We start from the raw sequence: 24257 nt of genomic DNA on the forward strand, positions 1-24257 counted from the left end.
CTCAAGGCATTACAGTTTCTTGGCTTTTTCCACTGCTTCTTCAATGGTGCCAACCATGTAGAACGCCTGCTCCGGCAGGTGGTCGTAGTCACCAGCCATAATGCCTTTGAAACCACGAATGGTATCTTTCAGCGATACGAACTTGCCCGGTGAACCGGTGAAGACTTCTGCCACGAAGAACGGCTGAGAAAGGAAACGTTGGATTTTACGCGCACGGGATACCACCAGCTTGTCATCTTCTGACAGCTCGTCCATCCCCAGAATGGCGATAATATCTTTCAGTTCCTGATAGCGTTGCAATATAGACTGCACGCCACGCGCAACATCGTAATGCTCTTGGCCTACTACCAAAGGATCAAGCTGACGGCTGGTAGAATCCAGCGGATCAACAGCCGGGTAGATACCCAGAGAAGCAATGTTACGGCTCAGTACCACAGTCGCATCCAAGTGAGCAAACGTGGTGGCTGGTGATGGGTCAGTCAAGTCATCCGCAGGAACGTAAACCGCCTGTACGGAAGTGATAGAACCGGTCTTGGTAGAGGTGATACGTTCTTGCAGAACACCCATCTCTTCCGCCAGTGTTGGCTGATAACCTACCGCCGATGGCATACGGCCCAGAAGTGCAGACACTTCGGTACCGGCCAGGGTATAACGATAAATGTTATCGACGAACAGCAGTACGTCACGGCCTTCATCACGGAACTTCTCCGCCATGGTCAACCCGGTCAGCGCAACGCGCAGACGGTTACCTGGTGGCTCGTTCATCTGGCCGTAAACCAGAGAAACTTTATCCAGTACGTTGGAGTCGGTCATTTCGTGGTAGAAGTCGTTACCCTCACGAGTACGTTCACCCACGCCCGCAAACACCGAATAACCAGAGTGTTCGATGGCGATGTTACGAATCAGCTCCATCATGTTTACGGTTTTACCCACACCCGCACCACCGAACAGACCTACTTTCCCGCCTTTAGCAAATGGGCAGATCAGGTCCATAACCTTGATACCGGTTTCCAGCAGTTCCTGAGAGTTGGACAACTCTTCGTAGCTAGGTGCCGGGCGATGGATAGCCCAACGCTCTTCTTCACCAATGTCACCCTTCATATCGATAGGCTGACCTAACACGTTCATGATACGGCCCAAAGTAGCTTTACCTACCGGGACTTCAATCGGGTGTTGCAGGTCAGTGACCTGAAGGCCACGGCGTAAACCATCAGAGGTTCCCATGGCGATACAACGGACGACACCACCACCCAATTGTTGTTGAACTTCCAGCACCAGTTTCTCGGTACCGTTTTCAACCTCAAGAGCATCGTACACTTTTGGTACGGCATCCTGAGGGAATTCGACGTCCACTACGGCGCCGATTACCTGGATAATCTTTCCAGTAGCCATCTTGAATCCTCTACGTAATTCGTAAACCTGGTTAAACCGCGGAGGCTCCCGAAACGATTTCGGTGAGTTCCTGAGTGATGCTGGCCTGACGCGCCTTGTTGTATACCAACTGCAGCTCTTTGATCAGGCTACCGCCGTTATCCGTTGCGGCTTTCATTGCAACCATTCGGGCGGCCTGCTCACTGGCCAGGTTTTCCACGACACCCTGATAAACCTGTGATTCCACATAGCGGCGCAGCAACGTATCAAGCAGCACCTTAGGATCGGGTTCATACAGGTAATCCCAGGATTTCCGCTTCAACTCATCGTCTTCGCAAGGCGGTAACGGGAGTAGTTGAACAATTTGAGGTTCCTGAGACATCGTATTAACAAATTTGTTGCTGACAATATACAGCTTGTCTAAACGACCTTCGTCGTAGGCTTGCAGCATCACTTTCACTGGACCGATCAAATCTGACAATGTCGGGTTATCCCCCATGCCAGTGACCTGGGCAACCACCTTACCGCCCACAGAACCGAAGAAAGAAGTGGCTTTGGAGCCAACTAACGCCAAATCAGCTTCGACGCCTTTTTCAGACCAGCCTTTCATTTCTGTCAGCAGCTTCTTGAACAGGTTAATATTCAAGCCGCCGCACAAACCACGGTCAGTTGACACCACCAGATACCCTACGCGCTTAACATCACGCTCATCCAGGTACGGGTGTTTATATTCCAGATTCCCTAACGCCAGGTGACCAATCACCGCACGCATGGTCTCTGCATAAGGACGGCTGGCCGCCATGCGATCCTGCGATTTACGCATTTTGGAGGCGGCGACCATCTCCATCGCTTTGGTGATCTTCTGCGTGTTTTGCACGCTGCCGATCTTACTACGTATCTCTTTTGCGCCGGCCATCTCTGATTCTCCTCATTGCCAGCAACCTGCCATCATTCAACGACAGGTTGCTACGCGTTACCAGGACTGGGTTGCTTTAAAGGTATCGAGGATGCCTTTCAGCTTTCCTTCGATTTCGTCGTTATAAGCACCAGTTTGGTTGATGTGGTTCAGTAGTTCGGCATGCTCACGATCAGCATAAGCAACCAGAGCCTCTTCGAAGCTCACAACTTTCGCGACTTCAACATCGTTCAGGTAGCCACGCTCGGCAGCAAACAACACCAGAGACTGCTGGGCAACAGACATTGGCGCATACTGTTTCTGCTTCAGCAACTCAGTAACTTTCTGGCCATGGCTGAGTTGTTTGCGTGTTGCGTCGTCCAGATCGGAAGCAAACTGAGAGAACGCAGCCAGTTCACGATACTGTGCCAGTGCGGTACGAATACCACCGGACAGTTTTTTAATGATCTTGGTCTGTGCTGCACCACCCACACGGGATACTGAGATCCCCGGGTTAACTGCCGGACGAATACCGGAGTTAAACAGGTTGGATTCCAGGAAGATCTGACCATCGGTAATCGAAATTACGTTAGTCGGAACGAATGCAGAAACGTCACCCGCCTGAGTTTCAATAATAGGCAGCGCAGTCAGTGAACCGGTTTTCCCTTTAACTTCACCTTTGGTGAAAGCTTCAACGTATTCCGCATTAACACGAGCTGCACGCTCCAACAAACGGGAGTGGAGGTAGAAAACATCACCAGGGTATGCTTCACGACCAGGTGGACGACGAAGCAACAAGGAAATCTGGCGGTAAGCAACAGCTTGTTTAGACAAATCATCATAAACAATCAGTGCATCTTCACCACGGTCACGGAAATACTCACCCATTGCACAACCGGCATACGGCGCCAAATATTGCAATGCGGCTGATTCAGATGCCGTAGCAACCACCACAATGGTGTTAGCCAGTGCACCGTGCTCTTCCAGTTTGCGTACCACGTTAGAAATGGTAGATGCTTTCTGACCAATCGCCACGTAAACACATTTGATACCAGAATCGCGCTGGTTGATGATGGCATCAATAGCCAGTGCAGTTTTACCGGTTTGACGGTCACCGATCACCAACTCACGCTGACCGCGACCAATTGGAATCATGGCATCGACTGATTTATAACCAGTCTGTACCGGCTGATCAACCGACTGACGTTCGATAACGCCAGGGGCAATGGTTTCAACGGGAGAGAAGCCATCATTATCAACCGGGCCTTTACCATCAATAGGTTCGCCCAGGGTGTTAACTACACGCCCCAGCAAACCACGACCTACTGGCACTTCCAGGATACGACCGGTACATTTTACTTTCATGCCTTCGGCCAGATCCGTGTATGGCCCCATGACCACCGCACCCACAGAGTCGCGCTCCAGGTTCAATGCAATGGCATAACGGTTACCCGGCAGTGCGATCATTTCGCCCTGCATAACTTCGGCCAAACCGTGTACACGGATGATCCCGTCACTGACGGAAACGATAGTACCTTCATTGTGAGCTTCGCTCACTACATTAAACTGAGCAATGCGCTGCTTGATCAGTTCGCTGATTTCGGTGGAATTCAGTTGCATGCTCCAGTCCCCTTAAGACTGCAAGACGTCTGCCAGGCGTTCAAGACGACCGCGAACGCTGCCATCAATCACCATATCACCGGCACGGATAATGACACCGGCCAGTACAGACTTGTCAATTTTGCAATTCAGCTTAACTTTGCGTGATAAACGTTTTTCCATCGCAGCGGCAATCTTGGCCTGCTGTTCATCGTTCAGTGCGCTCGCAGAGAGCACGTCGACTTCGACGGTTGATTCCAGTGTGGCACGTAATGCAATAAACTGTTGCAGTACCGCAGGAAGAACCTGTAAACGCCTATTTTCGGCCATTACACGGATAAAGTTCTGGCCATGCTCATCGAACTCGTCACCACAAACCGCTATAAATGTTTTAGATAGCGTATCGGGTGCGATATCACCGGAAAGCAGTTCTGCCATCTGTTCATTACCAGTAACAGCAGCAGCAAACGTCAGCATTTTCTGCCAGCGTTCTATGCTTTGGTTCTCAACGGCAAAGTCAAAAGCTGCTTTGGCGTAGGGGCGAGCTACAGTAATAAATTCAGACATCAGCCCCTCCCTCCTTACAGTTCAGCGACCAGTTTATCAACGATGTCGCTGTTAGCAGCTTCATCCACGGAACGTTCGATTATTTTCTCGGCGCCTGCAATGGCCAACATCGCCACCTGCTTACGCAACTCTTCACGAGCGCGCTTACGTTCGGCATCGATCTCAGCCTGGGCCTGCGCCACGATTTTGTTGCGTTCCAGCTCGGCTTCCGCTTTGGCGTCGTCCACGATCTGAGCTTTGCGTTTGTTTGCCTGCTCAATGATTTTCTGGGCTTCCGCTTTGGCAGTTTTCAACTGCTCGGTCGCATGGGCTTGCGCTAAGTCCAAATCTTTTTTGCCACGCTCTGCAGAAGCGAGGCCATCAGCAATTTCTTTCTGACGCTTCTCGATGGCAGCCATAATTGGCGGCCATACATACTTCATGCAGAACCAGACAAACAGGATGAACGCGATAGCCTGGCCGAGGATTGTAGCATTAAGATTCACAGCACAATGCCTCTATAAAAGTTTAAAATGTGGTTTCTTCGCAGCGAGTGAACTCTGCTTACGCAACAGCAAACATTACGTATAGACCCAGACCCACAGCAATCATCGGGATGGCGTCAACCAAGCCCATAACGATAAAGAACTGTGTACGCAGTAAAGGGATCAAGTCAGGCTGACGTGCAGCACCTTCCAAGAATTTACCCCCCAGGATGCCGATACCGATCGCAGCACCGATTGCCGCTAAACCCATCATCACAGCGGCAGCCATGTACAGCAGATCCATATTCAGGTTTTCCATGACAGTCTCCAGTTTATTTCAGTTTATAAAAGTGCAAGTGTTTTAAGAAAATCAGTGCTCTTCAGACGCCATCGACAGATAGACAATCGTCAGAACCATGAAAATAAAGGCTTGAAGCGTAATGATCAGAATGTGGAAGATTGCCCAAGGCAAGCTCAGAACCCACTGTGACCACCACGGCAACAGACCAGCAATAAGGATGAAGATCAACTCACCCGCATACATGTTGCCAAACAGTCGCAACCCGAGAGAAACAGGCTTGGACAGCAGGCTGACACCTTCAAGGATCAGGTTGATAGGTATAAACACCGGATGGTTGAATGGCTGCATGGTCAACTCTTTAGCGAATCCACCAATACCTTTCATTTTGATGCTATAGAACAGAATCAGGATAAATACGGCCAGTGCCATCGATAAGGTGATATTGACATCTGCCGTAGGCACAACACGCAGTGCAGGAAGGCCTGCCATTGTCGCAATGTGCGGCAGAAAATCGACCGGAAGCAGATCCATCAGGTTCATCAAAAATACCCAGATAAATACTGTCAACGCTAACGGTGCAATCACCTTGCTCTTACCGTGGTACATATCCTTGACGTTGTTATCGACAAAACCGACGATCATCTCAACCGCAGTTTGCAACTTACCCGGGACACCACTGGTAGCATGTTTAGCCACTTTGCGGAAAATCGCCAAGAAAACAACCCCGAGGACAACAGAGAAAAACATCGAGTCGACATTAATCGACCAAAAACCCGTCCCGACCTGAAGATGCGTCAGGTGGTGACTGATATACTCCTGCGGAGTTAAGACTTCTGCAGACATGATGCCTCTACCCTTTGTATAGTTAATTTCGGTAACTGTTAATCACGGCAGGTGCCACTATCTGCACCACTAACACCGCTAAATAGGTCAGGGCTAACGGCATAAATGCCACTTTGAACACCCCAAGTGCCACAATCAACAAAATGATGGTGATCACGACCTTCAACCCCTCACCAATAGCAAACGACCAAGCAACCCGACCAGGTGCTGGTGTCTGCACCTGATGGCGCAAGGCAAACAGCATAAACATAGCATTGGGTAACCAGGCAGCAAGGCCTCCGGCCAATGCTGAAACACCCCATTCCAGGCTTTTCAACCCGAAACCCATGCTGATCAGAACAAAAGTCATTAACTGCAGAAACAGCAATTTGCGTGCTACTCTTCCATTGTAAAGGAACACAGACATGACGTTTGTTCTCTCCGTACCCCGAAGGGTAAACTGAGTGGCATATTCCTGTAAAACCCGCGTCATTGCCGTCTAGTTGCAACTTGCATGAACATGGGTAATGAAACAGCCTTCAATGCTATGAGTCAAGTAGCAAAAACCGTGCAAATTATACGGGCCACTCCAACGAATTCAATCAATAAGTAGCAAAAAGGTGAACAATTATTTAAATTTTCCCCTTTGAGACACATTTCAATAGAAACCGCCCTTTGCTCTATCACACTTACTGGCCTAGTTACTAGGCTATTGCATCAGTAAATGTGCTGTCTATCACAGTAAATTTTAGCGCTAATTTATAATCCAATTTAACGCCCATTGTCTTTAGCTAATCGAGCTATAAAAAAGATTACAAATCAAAGTATTGTAAGTAAACTTTTAAAAAACAATCGTAATACCATGCAAAAACATTTTACTGACATTTATAACCAGGTTAATTCAAGTTGCTGCCCACTGTTTACCATTTGAGTAACAATTACCATTTGAGTAACAATGGGGTCAGGCAAATAACATAAACACGTCGTTAAAGGTGTGACCAGATAGGTTTATCAAAAACCGCATACTATCTGACAGCAGTTACCTTCAAAAAAATTACAACTTATTGAAATTTAATAATATCAGTTCTCAAATCCACGAATTTATCATAGACACTGTCGACAGATAAGCTCTTCACATCATTATCCATTGACTCCAGAACCCGTGATGGTACTTGCCAAGGGCCCCAAAATGAGGAGTCATGACCTGCAAACAACGCAACGACCGGTTTACCTACCCCCACAGCGATATGTAATGCGCCGCCATCACTGGTGACAATTTGATCACATAAAGCCATACCTGCCATCAATTCACGAAGGTTGTTGGTTCTGTAAGGGATCAAATCTATGTCACGGCAGCCCTCTACCACTAAATCTGCTTTTTCATCATCACCAGGGTGAGTCGGATTATTACTCGAACCAGGGGACCAAAAAAGCATGATTTTACAGGGTTCACGCTCGGCTAATCGGTGAGCAAGTTCAATAAAATGGTTAACTGACCATCTCTGATTGATTTTTCTAGAACTGATCTGCAGACCATATAGCGGTATCTTGTCATTTTTAGATACTTTTTCTTCCGCTTTTTTTATCTCATCTGCTGTTACATACAGTTCTGCTTTCCCCGGGGTTTGATAACAACCGAGCGGTTTTGCCAGGAGCGATAACTCTTCTACGATATGATGACTTGTCCCTTGTACATACGGAATTTTGTCGGTGACAATATCAGGCGCATCGTCACCAATGGTAATAATTCGTTTAGCACCAGAGAGTTTTGCCCACATCACCGCCCGTTTGTTCCACTGCCCAGCAACGATAGCGGCATCATAACCAGCTCGACGGATACGATAGGTGGTCTGCAAACGATGCATAAAGGCACCCATTTTAGCCTTGAGCGATCGTTCATGGTGCGACTTGGTGTAGTAATAAATGTTGGCGACATTAGGATTACCATCGAGTACTGACATGTTATAAGAGTTAACCAACACATCAACTTGGTGATCTTTTGCTAGCATCGAGATAAGCGGGGTGGTCAAAATCAGGTCACCGATATTTTCTCGCCTGATCAGTAATATTTTCATTAATGAATCCCTTTATAAAACAAGCAGCATATCTCTTTTAAACGATGCCAATATTTATTCAATGGTTGATAGTACAACTAAATGGCGTTCCCCCGCCAACTCTGGCACCTGCAGACGGACCACAGACTCCAAAGAAACGCCCGCTGGCAATGGTGCCAGTTCATTTTCGGGATAGACTCCCTTCAATGCATAGAAACGCCCTTGGCCTGGTGTTGGCAAGTGGTGACACCAAACCAGCATATCTTGTAATGACGCAAAAGCACGGCTGATTACACCATCAAATGTCGGATCCGCAATGAACTCCTCCACACGGCTTTGTACTGGCTCGATATTTTTCAGACCCAGTTCATGCTGCACCTGGCGTAAGAAACGGACACGCTTGCCCAAGCTATCAAGCAGAGTGAAATGCGCATCAGGCCGTACAATAGCCAACGGAATACCAGGCAAACCAGGGCCAGTACCTACATCGATAAAGCGTGAACCGGTCAGATGGGAATTAACCACGATGCTATCCATGATATGGCGAACCAGCATTTGTTGTGGATCACGGACTGAAGTGAGATTGTAAGCTTTATTCCACTTGTCGAGCATATCGACATAAGCCAGTAATTGGCTTTTTTGCTGATCGGGAAGCGCAATTCCTGCCGCAGAAAGCAATGAATCCAGTTTTTTTTGCACCACTAATGTCCTCTGACAGATGCAGAACAGCAGACCAATCAGGAACTGCCTCTTAAGACAATCAATAATAATTCAGACATGCAAAGATGTCAGTGGCCGTTTCTCAGTAGAAACGAAACGACCATAGAACAGTATTAGGCACTATGCCGCAATAACCCTTGTTTTTTTAACCAGATCAATAAAATAGAGATCGCCGCCGGGGTAATGCCTGAAATACGAGAAGCCTGACCGATCGAGTTAGGTTTATGATCGTTAAGTTTGGCAATCACTTCATTCGATAAACCTGAAACCTGGCGATAATCAAGATCCAGCGGCAATACGGTATTCTCATGACGCTGGTGTTTTTCGATCTCATCTTGTTGACGGGCAATATATCCTTCGTATTTAACCTGAATTTCTACTTGTTCGGCAGCTTGTAAATCAGTGAGTGCCGGAGCGAAAACAGCCACGGAGGTTAATAGGCGATAATCGACCTCTGGGCGGCGCAAAAGCTCTTCGCCGTTAGTTTCTCGCGATAATGGCGATTTCAACAGAACATTAACCAGTTCCACATGCTCTGAATGCGGATGGACCAGGATATTACGCAAGCGCTGACGTTCTTGCTCAATGCGCTCCAACTTCTCACAGTAACGCTGCCAACGTACATCATCAACCAATCCCAATTCACGGCCTTTTTCTGTCAGGCGCAAATCTGCGTTATCTTCACGTAGCATCAGACGATACTCAGCGCGCGAGGTAAACATACGGTATGGTTCTTTGGTGCCTAATGTACTGAGATCATCCACCAGCACACCAAGATAAGCCTGATCGCGGCGTGGTGACCACCCTTCCTGTTCCGTAGCATGGAGTGCAGCATTCAAGCCAGCCAACAAACCTTGTGCGGCAGCTTCTTCATAACCGGTGGTCCCATTTATCTGGCCAGCAAAGAACAGCCCCTGGATAAATTTGCTTTCCAACGTTGGTTTTAAGTCCCGAGGATCAAAGAAGTCATATTCAATAGCATAACCAGGGCGAACAATACGGGCATTCTGCATTCCTTTCATTGAACGAACAATTTGCATCTGTACGTCAAAAGGCAGACTGGTAGAAATACCGTTGGGATAAATTTCGTTACTGGTTAAACCTTCCGGTTCAAGGAAGATCTGGTGTGCATTACGATCAGCAAAGCGCATGACTTTGTCTTCGATCGATGGGCAATAACGTGGCCCGATCCCTTCGATGATCCCGGCATACATTGGACTACGATCAAGGTTGCTACGGATCACTTCATGCGTTTTTTCATTGGTATAGGTGATATAGCAAGGTAGCTGTTGCGGATGCTGGTTAGCATTCCCTAAAAAAGAGAACACTGGGAGTGGGGTATCCCCAAACTGTGGTTCTAACAGATTAAAATCAATTGTTCGCGCATCAATACGGGGTGGTGTGCCCGTTTTTAGACGATTGACACGCAACGGCAGCTCACGCAGACGTCGTGATAAAGAGATCGATGGCGGATCTCCTGCTCGGCCACCACTGTAGTTTTCCAACCCGATATGGATCTTGCCATCAAGGAAGGTTCCCACCGTCAGGACGACCGCTTTGGCGCGGAATTTTAATCCCATCTGGGTAACCGCACCAACAACACGATCATTTTCGACAATCAAGTCTTCAACCGCTTGTTGAAAGACCATCAAATTAGGTTGGTTTTCTAACGCTGTGCGAATTGCTTGGCGATACAGCACACGATCTGCCTGAGCGCGGGTGGCTCTGACAGCCGGTCCTTTACTGGCGTTTAGTATTCTAAACTGGATCCCAGCCTGATCGATCGCCGTCGCCATTAAGCCGCCAAGTGCATCAATTTCTTTAACCAGATGCCCTTTACCAATACCACCAATCGCCGGGTTACAGGACATTTGTCCAAGCGTATCGATATTGTGAGTCAGTAATAACGTTTGACGCCCCATACGCGCAGCAGCCATGGCTGCTTCAGTGCCAGCATGGCCACCACCGATAATAATGACGTCAAATTGCTCTGGATAAAACATGGAACAGCACCTCAAAAGAACTGGCGAACAATCATTGTTTGTCCTGGGGGAGGGATTCTACTCAAGTTTAGACGATCGACCAAGTGGTCAGGATCGACGGGTAATAAAAAGAAGATCTTTTTATTTAAAGATCTCTTTATTAGATCTCTTATTAGGATCACGATCTTCTGTGCATAACTCAACATTCTCTATTTATATCATTAAATTAAAGAGGATCATTTACTGTGAATGATCGGTGATCCTGGTCAGTATAAGCTGGGATCTAAAAGGCATGTTATACACAGGCCTAGCCGAGTACCTAAGTTATTATAGGGATAACTACGGGTTTTCCCCTGCTTTAAAGCCTAGTTATACACAATCGTTCGCTTATTATTTAATCAATTAGAGCAAAATAATCCAATCACTGAGCCATTTTTCGGCGGGATCTTCGGGGATCTCATGTTGGGTGACGTCGATCTCAAGACGTGAACCGATCCTTTTTGCGCCATTTTCTTGCAGAAGCTCATCAAGCTGTTTGATCGCCCCGCAGAAAGTATCGTACTCAGAACTACCTAACCCCACGGCGCCAAACTTCACCAAGGATAAATCCGGTTGTTGTTGTTTAATCTGTTCCACCAGGGATTGCAGGTTTTCTGGTAAATCGCCGGCTCCATGAGTAGAAGATATCACCAACCATAAGCCAGATAACGTCAGTTCATCCAATTCCGGACCATGCAATATTTCGGTTGAGAAACCCGCTGCTTCGAGCTGTTCGGCTAAGTGTTCTGCAACATATTCTGCACTGCCAAGCGTACTGCCACTGATTAGAGTAATGTCTGCCATGAATGATCCTAACCTTGCTGAAGAGGAGCTATTGTACGCTGTGAATTAGTTGGGATCTAGCAGTGGATAATATGTGTATGTTTTAGCATTTATCCAAGCTGTAGGCGGGTTGGACGCAACTTGGATAAATGTGGATAGAATCAGTACTAAGGTGTGATGGTACGCATAATGGGATTCTGCAGCGAGATCAGGGTTTCTGTTGACTGGATCTCGTCGATAGTCTGGATCTTATTGATAAGGACCTGCTGCAATGCGTCTATCGAACGACACATAACCTTGATGAATACACTATAGTGGCCAGTGGTATAGTAGGCTTCAACCACCTCTTCCAGATTTTCCAGTTTTTTTAGGGCTGAAGGGTAATCCTTGGCACTCTTTAAGATAATGCCGATAAAGCAGCAGACATCATAACCCAGTTGTTTAGGATCGATATCAACTCGGGTACCGGTAATGATCCCCGCCTGTTTCATTTTCTCAACCCGTACATGAATGGTGCCCGGGCTAACACTAAAGTTTTTTGCCAGTTCAGCATAAGGTGTTCTGGCATTTTCCATTAAGGCGTTCAGAATGCCGCGATCGAGATTATCGATCTGATAAATTTCTGCCATTAAAACCCTCTTTAATTGATGATTATTGAATTATTACGGATTAAAAATGAACGATTAAAAAGAAAAAGGCAATATTTATTGATGGATATTGAATTCAAGTATCATTCTGTTGCTTAATCGTTGGCAACTAAACAGGTTATTAAAGAGATACCGTAATGAAAAAGCAGTATATTCAAAAACAGCAACAGATCAGCTTTGTGAAATCCTTCTTTTCCAACCAACTGGAACAACAGCTTGGTTTGATTGAAGTTCAGGCTCCAATCCTCAGTCGACTCGGTGATGGCACTCAAGACAACCTTTCCGGTAGTGAGAAAGCGGTTCAAGTAAAGGTGAAAAGCTTGCCTGCATCTACGTTTGAAGTAGTGCATTCATTGGCTAAATGGAAACGTAAAACACTGGGTAGCTACGATTTCAGTGCTGGTGAGGGTCTGTATACCCATATGAAAGCGCTGCGTCCGGACGAAGATCGTCTGACCCCGATTCATTCAGTGTATGTGGATCAATGGGACTGGGAACGCGTCATGGGTGATGGTGAGCGTGACCTGGCTTATCTGAAAAAGACGGTTAAGCAGATCTATGCTGCAATAAAGGATACGGAACTCGCGGTTAGCCAGAAATATGGTTTAGTACCGTTCCTGCCAGAGCAGATCCACTTTGTTCACAGCGAAACCCTACTGCAACGTTATCCAGAACTGGATGCCAAAGGCCGTGAGCGTGCTATTGCCAAAGAATTGGGCGCGGTATTCCTGATTGGTATTGGTGGTAAGCTTTCTCATGGTAAATCCCATGATGTACGAGCACCGGATTATGATGACTGGACCACGGCAGATAGTGAAAATGGTGCTGGGTTAAATGGCGATATTTTGGTGTGGAACCCAGTATTGCAAGACGCATTTGAGCTTTCGTCGATGGGGATCCGGGTTGATGCTGAAGCCCTGCAACGTCAACTGACCTTGACTGACGATTTGGATCGTCTGAAGTTGGAATGGCACCAATCATTATTGCGTGGCGAAATGCCACAGACCATTGGTGGTGGTATTGGGCAATCTCGTCTGGTGATGCTGTTACTGCAATTGCCACATATTGGTCAGGTGCAGTGCGGTGTATGGGCGCCAGAAGTGCGTGAAACTGTAGAAGGGTTGTTATAAGTATCAGCGCCGCCAGCTTGAGTACAAGCAGTGCTGGTGGGGTGGTCATGTGCTGGCGATTAATCCGGCCTACACCAGCCAGCAATGCGCTTGCTGTGGTCATACAAGGAAAGAAAACCGCCAGTCACAAAGTCAGTTCAGGTGTATGGAATGTGGATATACAGAAAACGCTGATATAAACGGCGCGCGTAATATTTTAGCGGCGGGGCACGCCGCGTTAGTCTGTGGAGAGAGGGCAGCTTTAGGCCGCTCGATGAGGCAGGAACCCGCCGAGTCGAGTCAGACTTCAGTCTGAATGTTGTAGGGGTCTTCGCCCTTTAGGGCGGAGAGGATGTCAACCCTGTCTATTTTGTAATGAGAACGGATGATAATGGTTCGTATTCATTCAGTTCGCTATCGCACAGTGGCTTCCTGATATACGTTATCCACTTTAGCAAACCGCTTAACGCCTTTCCTGTTGGCAAGGTCGAGCAATACAATTTACGCCCACTTACCTTCCAAGAATTTATTTATGCCTCAAAAGAATCGGCGTTGATCAAGGCATTCGATACGCAAGCTAGTACTCCCGCAGCGCATAGCAAATTGATGGATAAGCTGACGGATTACTTTTTTACTGGTGGCATGCCGGAAGCGGTTGTCGCTTGGTACCAATTCAAAGAGTTGGGCATTTTAGAGCGCGTTGCAAAGGTCGCTAAAATTCATGCTGATTTAGTCGCAGGCTACCAACGTGATTTTGCTAAATACGCCGGTAAGGTTGATGCAACATTGATTGAGTCAGTGTTCAATAGCATACCCGCGCAGCTTTCCCTGGTTTTAGATGAATCGGTTAAACGCTTTAAGTTTAAAAACGTCCATAACCGTAAATATCGCTATAGCGATTTTGAAACCGCTATCCATTGGTTAAGATGCTGCCGTTTGGCGCTGGCTAACTACCCCATTGAAGGTACGCCCAAAGCCCCACTTGCTGCCTACAAAAAAGAAAATAAGGTTAAATTATTTCTGTTTGATGTGGGCTTGCTTAACCATATGTTGGGCAGCAGTTATAAAGAAATTAAACAGCAACACTATGAGTACAAAGGTTATATAGCTGAAAATTTTGTACAACAAGAGCTTGCTGCCATTGGCGTTGACCCTAGCTATTCGTGGAATGATGCTCGCGCAGAAATCGAATTCATTATCTCAAATAATGAGGGCAATATTGTCCCAATAGAAGTAAAAAGCGGCAAAAGGACACGCGCTAAATCGCTGGCCTCCTATATAGAAAAGTGCGCACCAAGAAAAACATTTAAATTAACTGGTACGCAAGGTTCTTCACCATTAGAGCAAACCAACATGGTGATGCCTTTGTATTATATCCAGTATTTACCTTCAAAGTGGTAACTGCTCCATCAAGGTAGGAGCCCACAGGGTTATTCATATTTTGTTTATTTTTATCATCAGTGATAAGCATAGGTATGCAGGTTAAATGATGCATACAGTGTGTCCCTAGTGTTTGCGGATTTTTACGTAACGTGAAACAACTGGGGTATTTTTTGGTAGGGATAGTTGGTTGAGCTAGCAAAAAAAATTATGAATACTGAACACAAGCAGCCGTTATCGGCAGTCACTCTGGCAGCAATTGGGGTGGTTTATGGTGATATAGGGACCAGCCCGCTCTATACCTTAAGAGAGTGTTTTTCTGGGCACTATGGTTTTGAGGTCCGTCCTGATGTGGTATTCGGGTTTTTATCTCTTATTTTTTGGATGTTGATTGTTATCGTTTCTTTGAAGTACCTCACTTACGTTATGCGTGCAGATAATGCGGGTGAAGGGGGTATTCTGACCTTGATGTCGTTGGCCGGGCGCAATACATCGGCACGTACCACGTCATTATTGGTTATTCTGGGTTTGGTTGGTGGCAGCTTCTTTTATGGCGAGGTGGTAATTACCCCGGCGATATCGGTTATGTCGGCAATTGAAGGGTTGGGAATCGCCGCACCTTCACTCGAACCCTATATCGTTCCTTTGTCCATTCTGGTTTTGACTCTATTATTTGCTATCCAAAAGCATGGTACCGGCAGCGTCGGCAAACTTTTTGCGCCAGTAATGTTGCTGTGGTTCATCGCGTTGGCGTTACTCGGTGTGCGCAGTATTATTGCTAATCCTGAAGTGTTGCAGGCCCTCAACCCTAAGTGGGCATTCAACTTCTTTGTTGAATATAAGACAGTCTCCTTTTTTGCCATGGGAGCGGTGGTTCTTGCAATTACCGGAGTGGAAGCCTTGTATGCCGATATGGGCCACTTTGGTAAATTTCCAATCCGTTTGGCTTGGTTTGCGGTGGTGTTACCTTCATTGGTACTCAATTATTTCGGTCAAGGGGCGTTGTTGCTGAAATCACCCGAGGCCATCAAAAACCCGTTCTTCTTGCTTGCTCCTGACTGGGCGCTGATTCCTTTGCTGATTCTTGCCACATTGGCTACTGTTATCGCTTCTCAGGCAGTCATTTCCGGCGTGTTTTCATTGACTCGTCAGGCGGTGCGTCTGGGGTATTTGTCGCCGATGCGTATTATTCATACCTCGGAGATGGAGTCTGGCCAGATTTATATCCCGGTGATTAACTGGACACTCTATCTTGCTGTCATCTTGGTGATTGTCGGTTTTGAACACTCCAGTAATCTGGCAGCGGCTTACGGTATCGCTGTTACTGGCACCATGGTGTTGACCAGTATTCTTATTACTTGCGTTGCGATTAAAAATTGGCATTGGAACCGCTATTTTGTACTGAGTATTTTACTGATATTGCTGATTATTGATGTTCCTATGTTCTTAGCCAATGCGATGAAACTCTTTTCCGGCGGTTGGCTGCCACTGGTGATGGCATTGATGATGTTCATTATCATGACAACTTGGAAAAGTGAACGTTTTCGCTTGTTGCGTCAGATGCACGAACACGGTAACTCTCTTGAAGCAATGATAGCTTCATTGGAGAAATCTCCCCCGGTTCGCGTTCCTGGAACGGCGGTGTTTATGTCGCGTGCGATTAATGTCATTCCATTTGCGTTACTACATAACTTAAAGCACAACAAAGTATTACATGAACGTGTTGTCCTGCTTACCTTGCGTACCGAAGATGCCCCCTATGTGCCTAATGTCCAACGGGTGACAATTGAACAGTTATCGCCGACTTTCTGGCGTGTTGTCGCTCGCTATGGTTGGCGTGAAAGACCTAATGTTGAGGATATTTTTCACCGTTGCGGATTGGAAGGGTTACCTTGCCGAATGATGGAAACATCGTTTTTTATGTCCCATGAGTCACTGATACTGAGTAAACGCCCCTGGTATTTGCTACTGAGGGGGAAATTGTTTATTGCATTAAGCCGTAACGCGCTGAGGGCTGCCGATCAGTTTGAGATCCCACCTAATCGAGTTCTAGAACTGGGTACCCAAGTGGAGATATAACAATCTGAATTTATTAATTAAATCAAATTTTCTCATCGAATCATTCAAGTTACAGAGGTAGGTAAACGGTAGCTTGAATGAAATTAACCAGGTAAGCGAAACGTTTCGATGGCGATCACATTTTTTCGATTATTGAGTTGTCTTTCTCAGAAATTTTTCTAAACTCTATGGTGAGCGAAACGTTTCGCTGTTGGAGTTAATCTAAAAAATGAAAAAAGGCGTACTACTGAATTGTGATGTTTCTGCGGTTGTATCTCGCCTCGGACATACTGATCAGATCACGATTTGCGATGCGGGACTGCCGATTCCGGCGACAACGCAGCGTATTGACTTGGCTCTGACTCAAGGTGTGCCGACATTCTTACAGGTTGTCGGCGTGGTCACGCAGGAAATGCAGGTAGAAAGCGCTATTCTGGCGGAAGAGATTGTTAAAAATAATCCGTCGCTCCATGAAATGTTACTGGCTCAACTAAAACAAATTGGCCAACTCCAGGGAAACACCATCAGTGTAAGCTATATCAGCCATAGTGCTTTTAAAGTGCAAACTGAACATAGCCGGGCGGTGATACGCAGTGGAGAATGTTCGCCTTATGCGAATGTGATCCTCTGCGCCGGCGTAACATTCTGAGGCATTTATGCAACCTTTACTGGAACTTAAAGGGATTGATAAAGCCTTTCCCGGCGTGAAAGCACTTTCTGGCGCTGCCCTCAGCGTTTACCCAGGTAGGGTAATGGCGTTGGTGGGGGAAAACGGTGCCGGAAAGTCAACCATGATGAAAGTGCTTACTGGTATTTACAGCAAAGATGCTGGCAGTCAGTACTATCTTGGTAAAGAAGTGACCTTCAATGGGCCGAAGGATTCGCAGGAGGCGGGCATCGGCATCATTCATCAGGAACTGAACCTGATCCCACAGCTAACCATTGCTGAAAATATCTTTTTGGGGCGTGAATTTGTCAATCGGTTTGGCCGCATTGACTGGAAACGTATGTATGCCGAAGCGGACAAACTGCTGGCACGCCTCAACCTGCGTTATAGCAGCCACCGTCTGGTCGGGGAATTGTCGATTGGTGATCAGCAAATGGTGGAAATCGCCAAAGTGTTGAGCTTTGAATCTAAAGTTATCATCATGGATGAACCTACCGATGCGCTGACCGACACTGAAACTGCCTCTCTGTTCAATGTGATCAATGAGCTGAAAGCCGAAGGGTGTGGCATTGTTTATATTTCCCATCGACTGAAAGAGATCTTTGAAATCTGCGACGATGTGACCATTTTCCGTGATGGGCAGTTTATTGCTGAACAGCCGGTTGTTCAATTGCAGGAAGATACGCTGATTGAAATGATGGTTGGGCGCAAATTGGAAGAGCAATATCCACGCCTGAACTTGCCTCGAGGTGAAAAACGTCTGCAAGTTAGCCATGTTTCCGGCCCGGGTGTTAATGATGTCAGCTTTACTCTGTACAGCGGTGAGATTTTGGGTGTTGCTGGCTTGATGGGTGCTGGCCGTACCGAGTTAATGAAAATCCTATATGGCGCTGCACCACGCAAAAGTGGCACAGTGAATCTGGATGGTCATGATGTGATCACCCACTCTCCCCAAGATGGTCTGGCAAACGGCATCGTCTATATTTCTGAAGACCGTAAGCGTGATGGCCTGGTACTGGGGATGTCAGTAAAGGAAAATATGTCGCTTACTGCCCTGCGTTATTTCAGCCGTGCTGGTGGTAGCTTGAAGCATTCAGATGAACAAGTCGCCGTGAGTGATTTTATCCGTTTGTTCAATATAAAAACCCCTTCAATGGAACAGCCTATTGGGTTACTTTCCGGCGGAAATCAGCAAAAGGTGGCGATAGCTCGCGGTTTGATGACTCGGCCAAAAGTGTTGATCCTTGATGAACCTACTCGTGGTGTCGATGTCGGGGCGAAGAAAGAGATTTATCAGTTAATTAATCAGTTTAAGCAGGAAGGGTTGAGCATCATTCTGGTCTCTTCGGAAATGCCTGAAGTACTGGGAATGAGTGATCGCATTTTGGTTATGCATGAAGGTCATCTCACCGGAGAGTTCCCAATTGAACAGGCTACCCAGGAAGTGCTGATGGCTGCCGCTGTCGGCAAGCAATACGGCGTAAAGCAGGAGTAATCAGATATGAGTTCACAGACTGTCGCGGCTAAGCGCTGGTTTAGTAAAGAGTGGCTGTTGGAGCAAAAATCACTGATAGCGCTGCTGGTGCTGATTGCCGTGGTTTCTTCAATGAGCCCGAATTTTTTCACTGTCAATAACCTGTTCAATATCCTACAGCAGACATCAGTGAACGCCATTATGGCGGTCGGGATGACGTTGGTGATCCTCACTTCTGGTATTGATCTCTCAGTAGGCTCATTACTGGCGCTGACTGGTGCGATAGCTGCCTCTATGGTAGGGCTTGAAATCAATGCCGTCGCTGCGGTTGCTGCTGCGCTGGCATTAGGTGCTCTTGTAGGCGCCGGTACCGGGTTTATTGTAGCCAAAGGTAAAGTTCAGGCATTTATTGCAACCTTGGTGATGATGCTGTTACTCCGTGGTGTCACCATGGTGTACACCAATGGCAGCCCGATCAACACCGGTTTTACTGATGTTGCTGATGCCTTTGGCTGGTTTGGTATTGGCCGCCCGTTGGGGGTGCCTACGCCAATTTGGATCATGGCTATCGTGTTTATTGCTGCATGGTATATGCTGCACCATACCCGCCTGGGCCGTTATATCTATGCTTTGGGGGGCAATGAAGCCGCAACTCGTCTTTCCGGCATTAATATCGATAGAGTGAAAATCATCGTTTACTCACTGTGCGGGTTGTTAGCTGCCCTGGCGGGAGTGATAGAAGTAGCACGCTTATCCTCGGCACAACCCACGGCAGGTACCGGTTATGAACTGGATGCCATTGCTGCGGTCGTTTTGGGGGGAACCAGCCTGGCGGGTGGTAAAGGGCGGATCGTTGGTACACTGATCGGGGCGCTGATCCTTGGCTTCTTGAGCAATGGTTTGAATTTGTTGGGTGTTTCTTCTTACTACCAAATGATCGTCAAGGCAGTGGTTATTTTGCTGGCGGTTTTGGTAGATGACAAAAGTAGCAAGTAACCTCTCCATTACAGGAATATCGACCATGAAAATGAAAAAACTGGCAACTTTAGTTTCAGCTTTTGCGTTGACTGCAACCTTGAGTGTTAATGCTTTGGCAAAAGATACTATTGCTCTGGTAGTGTCTACCCTTAATAACCCCTTCTTTGTTGCCATGAAAGAGGGTGCACAAAAAGAAGCTGACAAACTGGGCTACAACCTGGTGGTGTTGGATTCTCAGAACAACCCTGCTAAAGAACTGGGAAACGTACAAGATCTGGTGGTACAGAGCCCAAAACTATTACTGATTAACCCGACAGATTCTGATGCGGTAGGTAATGCCATCAAGATGGCTAATATGAACAAGATCCCGGTTATTACATTGGACCGTATGGCATCTAAAGGTGATGTTGTTAGTCATATCGCCTCTGATAACCGTGCTGGCGGTAAAATGGCAGGTGATTTTATTGCTAAGAAAGTGGGTGCTGATGCCAAAGTTATCCAATTGGAAGGTATCGCAGGGACTTCTGCAGCACGTGAGCGTGGCGAAGGTTTCAAACAAGCACTGGAGCAACACAAATTTAAGTTACTGGCTAGCCAACCTGCAGACTTTGATCGCACTAAAGGCCTGAACGTTATGCAAAACCTGCTAACAGCTCATCCAGATGTGCAGGCTGTATTTGCTCAAAACGATGAGATGGCGCTGGGTGCATTACGTGCATTGCAAACTGCCGGTAAAACGGATGTTGTGGTAGTGGGTTTTGATGGTACTGATGATGGGGTGAAAGCGGTAGAGGGCGGTAAAATGGCTGCAACCGTGGCGCAACGTCCAGAGCAGATTGGTGCTATGGGTGTTGAAACTGCCAACAAAGTACTGAAAGGCGAGAAGGTTCCAGCCACTATTCCGGTTGACTTGAAACTGATCACTAAATAAGTCATCTCTGCGCCATCAATGTGGTTATCACGATGGCGCGTAATTTTCTGGAATCAATGCGATGCAAACTGGCAAGTTGGTGGTGTTAGGCAGTATCAACGCCGACCATATCCTCAATGTAAAACAATTTCCTTTGCCGGGCGAAACGGTGATAGGCAAGCAGTATAAAGTTGCTTTTGGTGGCAAAGGAGCTAATCAGGCGGTCGCTGCTGGGCGTAGTGGGGCTGATATTACCTTTATTGCCTGTGTTGGCGCTGATGATATTGGTGAACGTATTCGCCAACAACTGGTTACTGATCGCATTGATACCCAACCAATAGAAGCTATTCCTGGTAACACCACTGGTGTCGCCCTGATTTTTGTCAATGAAGACGGTGAAAATGTTATTGGGATTGATGCGGGAGCCAATGCTGCCGTGACCCCTGATTATCTCCGTCGCTATCAACAAACAGTGATTGATGCTGATGCGCTATTGATGCAGCTTGAGTCACCACTTGAAACGGTGATAGCCGCAGCCAAACTGGCAAAACAGCACCAGACTCAGGTTATTCTTAACCCCGCGCCTGCCTGTGAATTACCTGATGATTTGCTGGCGATGGTCGATATGATCACCCCAAATGAAACAGAAGCACAGCGACTCACGGGTATTGCCATCAATAATGATGACGATGCCGCCCGAGCTGCCAAGGTATTACATGATAAAGGCATTAGCCGTGTGATTATTACCCTTGGTAGCCGAGGTGTGTGGTTAAGTGAACAGGGTGATGGTGGCAAACTGGTTCCCGGTTTTAAGGTTAAAGCAGTGGACACCATAGCGGCTGGTGATACGTTCAATGGTGCATTGGTTACCGCTTTACTTGAAGGCAAAGCAATCAGTGAGGCGGTGCGATTTGCCCATGCGGCAGCAGCGATAGCGGTTACTCGCCCAGGCGCTCAACCCTCAGTACCATGGCGAGAAGAGATAGACACCTTCCTGCAGCACCAGGGGTAAATTTTGGCTACCATGAAAGATGTCGCCCGCTTGGCGGGTGTTTCAACCTCGACAGTGTCACATGTGATTAATAATAATCGCTTTGTCAGTGATAGTGTGCGCGCCAAAGTCATGGTGGCGATAGAACAACTTAATTATGCTCCCTCCGCTTTGGCCCGCAGCCTGAAACTTAACACCACGCATACTATTGGTATGTTGGTGACATCCAGTAATAACCCTTTCTATGCCGAAGTAGTCCGTGGTGTTGAACGAAGCTGTTACGAACGTGGTTATAGCTTGATCTTGTGTAATACCGAAGAAGACCTGGAGCGAATGAACCACAGTATTGAAACACTGCTGCAAAAGCGTGTTGATGGTTTGTTGGTTATGTGTACTGAGAATCATCGAACTTCACAAGATGCGTTTAGCCGTTACCCCTCTTTACCTATCGTGATGATGGATTGGTCCCCATTCGATGGAGCCAACGATATTATTAAGGATAACTCGTTATTGGGGGGCGAAATGGCAACCGATCATCTGATTGCCAGGGGCTACCGCCAAATAGCGTGTATTGCTGGGCCGCAGGATAAAATGACCGCGGGCCATCGTTTGGAAGGTTATCGCCGTGCCATGCAACGTGCTGGGCTCGAAATTTTGCTAGGCTATGAAGTACATTGCGATTTTGAGTTTGCTGGTGGAGTCAACGCCATGAAACAACTCTTGGCACTGGATAATCCGCCACATGCGGTATTTGCAGGGAATGATGCCATTGCTGTGGGGGTTTATCAGGCACTATATCAGGCGGGGCTTGTGGTACCGAGGGATATGGCAGTCATTGGATATGACGATATTGAGCTTGCACAGTATCTGGTTCCCCCACTAAGCACTATTCATCAACCGAAAGACTCCTTGGGAGAACTGGCGATCGACGCATTAATCAATCGATTGCAGGATCCTGAGCGTGATGCTCAACTTCTGGTGCTGACACCTGAATTGATGCAACGAGCTTCCGTTGGTCAGCGTTAACTCAACAGATGTCAAACTAAGTGACCAGCCAACCCCTTGCAAGGTTCAACATCGCCGCCATCTAGGGTTATCCCCATCTTCATTTAAGTGTTGTCTTGTAACAATATCTGACAGGCAGTCAATGCCGAGATACTGTCACCCGCTATGATGGCATCAACAATGGCTTGATGTTGTTGTAGCTTGATGACTTCATTGTCGGTAATAGCTTGAAAATAGTTTCGATAAACCGAGCTGAAAAGGTTGGCAAATGAAATCAGAAACGGATTATCGCTGGCTTGGTATATAAGCTGATGGTAGCGGGTATCGATATCAATCCAGTGGTCACGGTCAAAATTAATGTGCAGTGCTTTCATTTCTGCCATCAAGAGAGTTAATTGCGTTTTCTGATGTGGTGTCGCTTGAGTTGCGGCCAGTGAGCATGCTTGGGGTTCCAGAGAAGCCCGCAGGATAAGAAAATGCTGCATAATCTGGTCGAAGTTCTCCTTTGTCATCCACCAGGTCAATAAATCTTGATCGAGAAAATTCCATTGGTTTTGTGGCATGACGCGAGTACCAATTCGTGGACGTGGCAACAGCATCCCTTTGGCTGCCAGTATTTTTACCGCTTCACGTACTGCGGTGCGACTAACTCCAAATTTTTCTCCCAACTCCATCTCGCCAGGAAGAATAGAGCCAGCCTGATATTCACCAGCCAGAATTTTTCGGCCAAGCTTTTCCGCAAGCAAATAGGAAAGATTACGCTGTGCGGCCTGTTGTTGAATATTAAATTGCATGACAACTATTTCCTTTGACTGCATCGTTATCCGTCAGTTTACGTCAGAGCGAGCCTGGTTTATGGCTATTTTCCGAATAAAAAGAGATAAAAAGATGAATAAAAGCGCGCTTTGCCGAAAAAAGACGCGGTTGAAATGTTTTTTGAATTTAGGGGTTGCGGTGAACTGAGAACTCCCTATAATGCGCCTCCACTGCTCGGGAACAACGGCTGACAAGTCGCCCAGGCAGGAAGAAGCAACCCGGTGAAAACACCGTCTCTTGTAGAGAAAAAGGTTGACTCTTCAGCGGGAAAGCGTATTATCTGCCTCCCGCGTTACCAGGAAGTTTTGGTAACCATGCTCTTTAACAATTTATCAGACAATCTGTGTGGGCACTCACAAAGACGATATCCAGTTGCTTCGGCAACAAAAAAATATCAAGTCTTAAAGAGTGACTCATGTAAGTAAAATTCATGCAGTAATCTTTGAGCATCGCTATTAACTTAGCAAATCAAGCTTTTAATTGAAGAGTTTGATCATGGCTCAGATTGAACGCTGGCGGCAGGCTTAACACATGCAAGTCGAGCGGTAGCACAGGGGAGCTTGCTCCCTGGGTGACGAGCGGCGGACGGGTGAGTAATGTCTGGGAAACTGCCTGATGGAGGGGG

At 47.0% G+C, this 24257-nt stretch carries 23 protein-coding genes, 1 rRNA gene and 1 pseudogene; 11 read left to right on the forward strand and 14 right to left on the reverse strand.

Annotation, left to right across the window (positions count from 1 at the left end; all coding sequences use genetic code 11):
• Nucleotides 1-9: 9 nt before the first annotated feature.
• The 13 genes from atpD to asnC all read right to left on the reverse strand — a co-directional run bounded on the left by atpD (nucleotide 10) and on the right by asnC (nucleotide 12226).
• A complete protein-coding gene (atpD, locus tag IO95_RS09110; protein WP_023488960.1) occupies nucleotides 10-1392 on the reverse strand; it encodes a F0F1 ATP synthase subunit beta in 1383 nt (460 codons plus the stop codon).
• Between the two features lie 31 nt (nucleotides 1393-1423).
• Nucleotides 1424-2287 carry a F0F1 ATP synthase subunit gamma gene (gene atpG, locus IO95_RS09115; protein ID WP_023488959.1) on the reverse strand — a complete coding sequence of 288 codons (864 nt, stop codon included), beginning with the start codon at nucleotides 2285-2287 and terminating at the stop codon, nucleotides 1424-1426.
• 57 nt (nucleotides 2288-2344) lie between these two features.
• Nucleotides 2345-3886, reverse strand: coding sequence for a F0F1 ATP synthase subunit alpha (gene atpA, locus IO95_RS09120; RefSeq protein WP_023488958.1), 1542 nt, complete (start codon nucleotides 3884-3886; stop codon nucleotides 2345-2347).
• A 12-nt stretch (nucleotides 3887-3898) separates the two neighbouring features.
• On the reverse strand, nucleotides 3899-4432 hold the full coding sequence (gene atpH, locus IO95_RS09125; protein ID WP_023488957.1) for a F0F1 ATP synthase subunit delta: 534 nt from the start codon (nucleotides 4430-4432) through the stop codon (nucleotides 3899-3901).
• Nucleotides 4433-4446: 14 nt separating this feature from the next.
• Nucleotides 4447-4917, reverse strand: a complete 471-nt coding sequence (gene atpF, locus IO95_RS09130; RefSeq protein WP_023488956.1) for a F0F1 ATP synthase subunit B — start codon at nucleotides 4915-4917, stop codon at nucleotides 4447-4449.
• A 58-nt stretch (nucleotides 4918-4975) separates the two neighbouring features.
• Nucleotides 4976-5215 carry a F0F1 ATP synthase subunit C gene (atpE, locus tag IO95_RS09135; RefSeq protein ID WP_000429386.1) on the reverse strand — a complete coding sequence of 80 codons (240 nt, stop codon included), beginning with the start codon at nucleotides 5213-5215 and terminating at the stop codon, nucleotides 4976-4978.
• 51 nt (nucleotides 5216-5266) lie between these two features.
• Nucleotides 5267-6040 carry a F0F1 ATP synthase subunit A gene (atpB, locus tag IO95_RS09140; RefSeq protein ID WP_037384894.1) on the reverse strand — a complete coding sequence of 258 codons (774 nt, stop codon included), beginning with the start codon at nucleotides 6038-6040 and terminating at the stop codon, nucleotides 5267-5269.
• A 22-nt stretch (nucleotides 6041-6062) separates the two neighbouring features.
• Entirely contained in the window at nucleotides 6063-6446 is a 384-nt protein-coding gene (atpI, locus tag IO95_RS09145; RefSeq protein WP_037384896.1) for a F0F1 ATP synthase subunit I, read from the reverse strand.
• Nucleotides 6447-7080: 634 nt separating this feature from the next.
• The gene (locus IO95_RS09150) at nucleotides 7081-8028 is read right to left on the reverse strand and encodes a glycosyltransferase family 9 protein (protein WP_235186757.1); all 948 of its coding nucleotides are present in this window, start codon (nucleotides 8026-8028) and stop codon (nucleotides 7081-7083) included.
• A gap of 120 nt (nucleotides 8029-8148) precedes the next feature.
• Nucleotides 8149-8772 (reverse strand): 16S rRNA (guanine(527)-N(7))-methyltransferase RsmG, encoded by a 624-nt coding sequence (rsmG, locus tag IO95_RS09155; protein WP_037385004.1) that lies wholly within the window; start codon nucleotides 8770-8772, stop codon nucleotides 8149-8151.
• Nucleotides 8773-8906: 134 nt separating this feature from the next.
• A complete protein-coding gene (mnmG, locus tag IO95_RS09160) occupies nucleotides 8907-10796 on the reverse strand; it encodes a tRNA uridine-5-carboxymethylaminomethyl(34) synthesis enzyme MnmG (protein ID WP_037384900.1) in 1890 nt (629 codons plus the stop codon).
• A gap of 381 nt (nucleotides 10797-11177) precedes the next feature.
• The gene (gene mioC, locus IO95_RS09165) at nucleotides 11178-11618 is read right to left on the reverse strand and encodes an FMN-binding protein MioC (RefSeq protein ID WP_037384903.1); all 441 of its coding nucleotides are present in this window, start codon (nucleotides 11616-11618) and stop codon (nucleotides 11178-11180) included.
• Between the two features lie 146 nt (nucleotides 11619-11764).
• On the reverse strand, nucleotides 11765-12226 hold the full coding sequence (gene asnC, locus IO95_RS09170; protein WP_037384906.1) for a transcriptional regulator AsnC: 462 nt from the start codon (nucleotides 12224-12226) through the stop codon (nucleotides 11765-11767).
• A 155-nt stretch (nucleotides 12227-12381) separates the two neighbouring features.
• Between asnC and asnA the strand changes: the two genes are divergently transcribed.
• The 10 genes and pseudogenes from asnA to rbsR all read left to right on the forward strand — a co-directional run bounded on the left by asnA (nucleotide 12382) and on the right by rbsR (nucleotide 22837).
• Nucleotides 12382-13374 (forward strand): aspartate--ammonia ligase, encoded by a 993-nt coding sequence (gene asnA, locus IO95_RS09175; protein ID WP_037384909.1) that lies wholly within the window; start codon nucleotides 12382-12384, stop codon nucleotides 13372-13374.
• 4 nt (nucleotides 13375-13378) lie between these two features.
• Nucleotides 13379-13669, forward strand: a pseudogene (locus IO95_RS24020) (zinc ribbon domain-containing protein); the annotation flags it as partial.
• A 59-nt stretch (nucleotides 13670-13728) separates the two neighbouring features.
• Complete coding sequence (locus IO95_RS09180; RefSeq protein ID WP_023492807.1) at nucleotides 13729-14754, forward strand: ATP-binding protein; 1026 nt, start codon at nucleotides 13729-13731, stop codon at nucleotides 14752-14754.
• Nucleotides 14755-14943: 189 nt separating this feature from the next.
• Nucleotides 14944-16812: a low affinity potassium transporter Kup gene (gene kup, locus IO95_RS09185; protein ID WP_037384911.1), complete on the forward strand. Its 1869-nt coding sequence runs from the start codon at nucleotides 14944-14946 to the stop codon at nucleotides 16810-16812.
• Between the two features lie 208 nt (nucleotides 16813-17020).
• The gene (gene rbsD, locus IO95_RS09190) at nucleotides 17021-17440 is read left to right on the forward strand and encodes a D-ribose pyranase (protein WP_023490699.1); all 420 of its coding nucleotides are present in this window, start codon (nucleotides 17021-17023) and stop codon (nucleotides 17438-17440) included.
• 7 nt (nucleotides 17441-17447) lie between these two features.
• Entirely contained in the window at nucleotides 17448-18953 is a 1506-nt protein-coding gene (gene rbsA / locus IO95_RS09195; RefSeq protein ID WP_023490700.1) for a ribose ABC transporter ATP-binding protein RbsA, read from the forward strand.
• A gap of 6 nt (nucleotides 18954-18959) precedes the next feature.
• A complete protein-coding gene (rbsC, locus tag IO95_RS09200) occupies nucleotides 18960-19928 on the forward strand; it encodes a ribose ABC transporter permease (protein WP_023490701.1) in 969 nt (322 codons plus the stop codon).
• Between the two features lie 25 nt (nucleotides 19929-19953).
• Nucleotides 19954-20841 carry a ribose ABC transporter substrate-binding protein RbsB gene (rbsB, locus tag IO95_RS09205; RefSeq protein WP_037384913.1) on the forward strand — a complete coding sequence of 296 codons (888 nt, stop codon included), beginning with the start codon at nucleotides 19954-19956 and terminating at the stop codon, nucleotides 20839-20841.
• 61 nt (nucleotides 20842-20902) lie between these two features.
• Nucleotides 20903-21832, forward strand: coding sequence for a ribokinase (rbsK, locus tag IO95_RS09210; RefSeq protein ID WP_023489579.1), 930 nt, complete (start codon nucleotides 20903-20905; stop codon nucleotides 21830-21832).
• Nucleotides 21833-21835: 3 nt separating this feature from the next.
• Complete coding sequence (rbsR, locus tag IO95_RS09215) at nucleotides 21836-22837, forward strand: ribose operon transcriptional repressor RbsR (protein ID WP_037384916.1); 1002 nt, start codon at nucleotides 21836-21838, stop codon at nucleotides 22835-22837.
• 83 nt (nucleotides 22838-22920) lie between these two features.
• On the opposite strand, the gene IO95_RS09220 is transcribed toward rbsR, so the two are convergent.
• Nucleotides 22921-23610 (reverse strand): FadR/GntR family transcriptional regulator, encoded by a 690-nt coding sequence (locus IO95_RS09220; protein WP_023489581.1) that lies wholly within the window; start codon nucleotides 23608-23610, stop codon nucleotides 22921-22923.
• A 499-nt stretch (nucleotides 23611-24109) separates the two neighbouring features.
• On the opposite strand from IO95_RS09220, the gene IO95_RS09225 reads away from it, so the two are divergent.
• Nucleotides 24110-24257, forward strand: a 16S ribosomal RNA gene (locus IO95_RS09225); the annotation flags it as partial.

The organism is Serratia sp. DD3 (assembly GCF_000496755.2).

Bases quoted from the DNA above. Each gene is read 5' to 3' on its own strand.
- IO95_RS09150 (WP_235186757.1), bottom strand. From the start codon at position 8,028: ATGCTAGCAAAAGATCACCAAGTTGATGTGTTGGTTAACTCTTATAAC.
- atpA (WP_023488958.1), bottom strand. From the start codon at position 3,886: ATGCAACTGAATTCCACCGAAATCAGCGAACTGATCAAGCAGCGCATT.
- atpH (WP_023488957.1), bottom strand. From the start codon at position 4,432: ATGTCTGAATTTATTACTGTAGCTCGCCCCTACGCCAAAGCAGCTTTT.
- atpG (WP_023488959.1), bottom strand. From the start codon at position 2,287: ATGGCCGGCGCAAAAGAGATACGTAGTAAGATCGGCAGCGTGCAAAAC.
- mioC (WP_037384903.1), bottom strand. From the start codon at position 11,618: ATGGCAGACATTACTCTAATCAGTGGCAGTACGCTTGGCAGTGCAGAA.
- rbsD (WP_023490699.1), top strand. From the start codon at position 17,021: ATGAAAAAAGGCGTACTACTGAATTGTGATGTTTCTGCGGTTGTATCT.
- atpD (WP_023488960.1), bottom strand. From the start codon at position 1,392: ATGGCTACTGGAAAGATTATCCAGGTAATCGGCGCCGTAGTGGACGTC.
- IO95_RS09180 (WP_023492807.1), top strand. From the start codon at position 13,729: ATGAGAACGGATGATAATGGTTCGTATTCATTCAGTTCGCTATCGCAC.
- atpE (WP_000429386.1), bottom strand. From the start codon at position 5,215: ATGGAAAACCTGAATATGGATCTGCTGTACATGGCTGCCGCTGTGATG.
- rbsC (WP_023490701.1), top strand. From the start codon at position 18,960: ATGAGTTCACAGACTGTCGCGGCTAAGCGCTGGTTTAGTAAAGAGTGG.
- kup (WP_037384911.1), top strand. From the start codon at position 14,944: ATGAATACTGAACACAAGCAGCCGTTATCGGCAGTCACTCTGGCAGCA.
- rbsB (WP_037384913.1), top strand. From the start codon at position 19,954: ATGAAAATGAAAAAACTGGCAACTTTAGTTTCAGCTTTTGCGTTGACT.
- IO95_RS09220 (WP_023489581.1), bottom strand. From the start codon at position 23,610: ATGCAATTTAATATTCAACAACAGGCCGCACAGCGTAATCTTTCCTAT.
- atpI (WP_037384896.1), bottom strand. From the start codon at position 6,446: ATGTCTGTGTTCCTTTACAATGGAAGAGTAGCACGCAAATTGCTGTTT.
- asnC (WP_037384906.1), bottom strand. From the start codon at position 12,226: ATGGCAGAAATTTATCAGATCGATAATCTCGATCGCGGCATTCTGAAC.
- mnmG (WP_037384900.1), bottom strand. From the start codon at position 10,796: ATGTTTTATCCAGAGCAATTTGACGTCATTATTATCGGTGGTGGCCAT.
- rbsA (WP_023490700.1), top strand. From the start codon at position 17,448: ATGCAACCTTTACTGGAACTTAAAGGGATTGATAAAGCCTTTCCCGGC.
- asnA (WP_037384909.1), top strand. From the start codon at position 12,382: ATGAAAAAGCAGTATATTCAAAAACAGCAACAGATCAGCTTTGTGAAA.
- atpB (WP_037384894.1), bottom strand. From the start codon at position 6,040: ATGTCTGCAGAAGTCTTAACTCCGCAGGAGTATATCAGTCACCACCTG.
- rbsK (WP_023489579.1), top strand. From the start codon at position 20,903: ATGCAAACTGGCAAGTTGGTGGTGTTAGGCAGTATCAACGCCGACCAT.